Origin of the sequence: Streptacidiphilus neutrinimicus (assembly GCF_000787815.1) — a bacterium.
In the GTDB taxonomy this organism is placed as follows: domain Bacteria; phylum Actinomycetota; class Actinomycetes; order Streptomycetales; family Streptomycetaceae; genus Streptacidiphilus; species Streptacidiphilus neutrinimicus.
This window is the reverse complement of record NZ_BBPO01000159.1, coordinates 1-2,814: the sequence shown is the minus strand read 5'-3', so window position 1 is coordinate 2,814 and position 2,814 is coordinate 1. Positions and strand designations below refer to the sequence as shown.

Sequence of the window (2,814 nt, the reverse complement as noted above, 5' to 3'; positions counted from 1 at the left end):
ACGGCCGTGATCAAGCTGTGGGAAGTCGGCTTTATACTGCCTGTCCCTTCTCGTTGTTGGGGTTTGGCCGCCTGATCCGCGGTTCGGCGGCGACACGCTGTTGCCAGTGCTGCTCGATCTCGTCATTCCATGGGATGCACCAGCGGCGATGCCGTCCCTGGCGGGCTGGCAGTTCGCCGTTGCGGAGCCAGGGATAGACGGTGGCCTCGTGGACACCGAGAATCCGGGCGACGTCAGGGACGGTGATCTCTCCGGGCCTGGTCGGGTCGCTGCGGACGGAGCCGATGACGTACTTGGCGCGGACGAAGCGGATCGAGGCGACAGTGAACGGCCGCGCGTTGCCGGTCTTCAGGCCGAGTTGGTTGAGATGGTCGGCGATCTCGGCGTCGGTGCGGGTGTCGAGCAGGTCGCGGATGATGGCGACGGCCTGGCTGGGGGTGCGGTTGGTCCGGCGCGCGCAGACGACCTCGTCAACCGCGCCGGTGTGCCAGCGGATGCCGATGTGGGCGTCGGCGAAGTCCACGTGCCGCACGGTGACGTCGGCGATCAGTGTCCTGATCAGGCGTTTTCGGTCTCTCGGTGTGGTGGTGGGTGCGTGCCAGAGCCGGGGCAGGTCCTGGGCCAGGGCTTTGAGCCGGTCGGGTTCGGGGAGCGCGGGCTGGGACGCCTGCAGGTCGGCCAGGTGCTCTTCGGCCTGGGCCAGTGCGGCGAGTTTGGCCTCCCAGCGGGCCTCCAGTGAGCGGGCGACCAGTCGGTTCTCGGGTTCGACCTGGCTGAAGGAGCGTTCGGCCCGGTCGGCTTCGTAGCGGGCGCGTTCGACGGCGAGCTCGGCGGCGCGGTGGGAGCGGTGGTGTCGCTGGTGGACGTCCTTCGCGGCGGCGAGGGCGAGGTGGACCTGGTCGGGTGTGAGCGCGGCCAGCAGCAGCCGCTCCACGACCGGGTCGATCGCGGCGGCGGCGATGGAGTGGCATCCCGGTGTGGTCACCGCGTCGCTGCGGGCGCGCATGCACACGTAGTCGGCGGTCCCGTCTGCGCGCCGGTAGCTGGTGCCCATCGGGAAGCCGCACGAGCCGCAGAAGATGATGCCCTGGCAGACCCGGCCGCCTTCGCGGGGCGGGCGGGCGCCGGTCTGGGTGCGGTTCGCGGCGAGTTTGGCCTGGATGTCGAGGTGCTGCTGCCAGGAGATGTATCCCTCGTGGTGATCGAGGATCAGGACCTTCCACTGGTCGCGTGGCAGCCTGTTCACGCAGGTGACGACGGTGCCGTCGGGCCGGACCTTACGGCTGGTGGCGGTGCGGCCGAACGCGTAGGCCCCTGCATAGGCTGGGTTGCGTAGCACGGCGGCGGCCCGTCCGTGGGTGAGCCGGCCCCAGCCCAGGCGCCCAGCCCACACACCGGTGTCCCGGCGCGGGAACCGTCGGCCGGCGAACGCGCGGACCACGCCGAGGGCGGATCCGTGCTGCTCGAACAGGCGGAAGACGTCAGCGATCGCCTCGCGCACCTCCTCGTCCGGGTCCAGGACGGTCCGGCCCTCGTCGTCGTGGAGGAGGCCGACGGGCAGCGTCAGCCGCAGGTCGCCGCGATCGGCCGCGGCCCGGCGGGCTCCGTGCAGGCGCCCGGCCAGGACGTGGAGTTCGGCCTCGCTCATCGTGGACTTCAGCCCGAGGATGAGGCGGTCGTTGAAGTCGCCCAGGTCGTAGACGCCGTCCGCGTCGATCAGCAGGGCAGAAGTTGCTGACCGCGCTCTGGGCACCCGGTGCCCCGTCCCGCCTGCGCGTGTTGCCGCAGGTGGAGATCCTGCGCCGGGTGTCGGTGCACCACTACTACTGGGACGCGCGCGGATGTCTGCGCTGGCGCGACGGCCACGCTCTGCCTCCGGCGTCGCTGCGGTTCGAGTCCCCGTACGACACCGACGCGCACTACTGCGTCAAACGGGACACCGCCTGGTCCGGCTACCGAACTCACTTCACGGAGACGTGCACGCCAGGGCTGCCGGAAGTCATGGTGCACGTGGCCACCACGATTCGCCCCGGTGCAGGACGGCGAGCTCACCGACCAGATCCACGACGACCTCGCCCGGGCCGGCCTGGCGCCGGGCGAGCACGTGGTCGACGCCGCATACGTCACTGCCGCGAAGATCGAGCGCGCCCAGCGTGTCCACCAGATCACGCTGCTCGGTCCGGTCGCTCCGGACCCCAGCCACCAGACCAAGGCCGGCAACGGCTTCGACAAGGCCTCCTTCACTGTCGACTGGGACGCCCACCAGGTCGTCTGCCCCCGCGGGCAGACCAGCCGGACCTGGCAGCCACTGCGGATCTCCGGCCACGACTACATCCAGGTCCGCTTCGGCGAAGCGGCCTGCCAGGCCTGCACGGACCGGGCCCAGTGCACCAACTCCGCGGTCCGTCCGCGCTCGCTCGCCCTGCTGCCCACCCGCGATCTGCACGAGATTCAGCAGGCCAACCGTCTCGACCAGCAAACCCACGACTGGCAGGACCGCTACGCGATCCGCGCCAGCATCGAGGCCACGCTCTCCCAGAACGTCCGCACCTGCGGCCTCCGCAGAACCCGCTACCGGGGTCTGCGGAGGACCCACGTCCAGCACGTCCTGACCGCTCTGGCCTGCAACGTCACCCGGATCGCCGACTGGATCGCCAGTCCGACGCGAAAGCAGCGGGCACCCAGCCACTTCCACGCGCTCTGAACCGCCACCAGCTGACCCTCACAAGATCGCCAACGGAGTCACGGTGTTGCACTTGAAGGGACGCCATCGTGGCCAGCCCAGCCGGGCTCCGGGGCGGCCGCAGGGACGCC

At 70.5% G+C, this 2,814-nt stretch carries 2 protein-coding genes; one reads left to right on the top strand and one right to left on the bottom strand.

Translation table 11 applies throughout. The features are described 5' to 3' along the window. Positions 1–31: 31 nt before the first annotated feature. Positions 32–1,753 (bottom strand): recombinase family protein, encoded by a 1,722-nt coding sequence (locus TR48_RS38015; protein ID WP_052443388.1) that lies wholly within the window; start codon positions 1,751–1,753, stop codon positions 32–34. Positions 1,754–2,032: 279 nt separating this feature from the next. Between TR48_RS38015 and TR48_RS38010 the strand changes: the two genes are divergently transcribed. After that, positions 2,033–2,704, top strand: a complete 672-nt coding sequence (locus tag TR48_RS38010; protein WP_052443387.1) for a transposase — start codon at positions 2,033–2,035, stop codon at positions 2,702–2,704. Positions 2,705–2,814 lie beyond the last annotated feature (110 nt).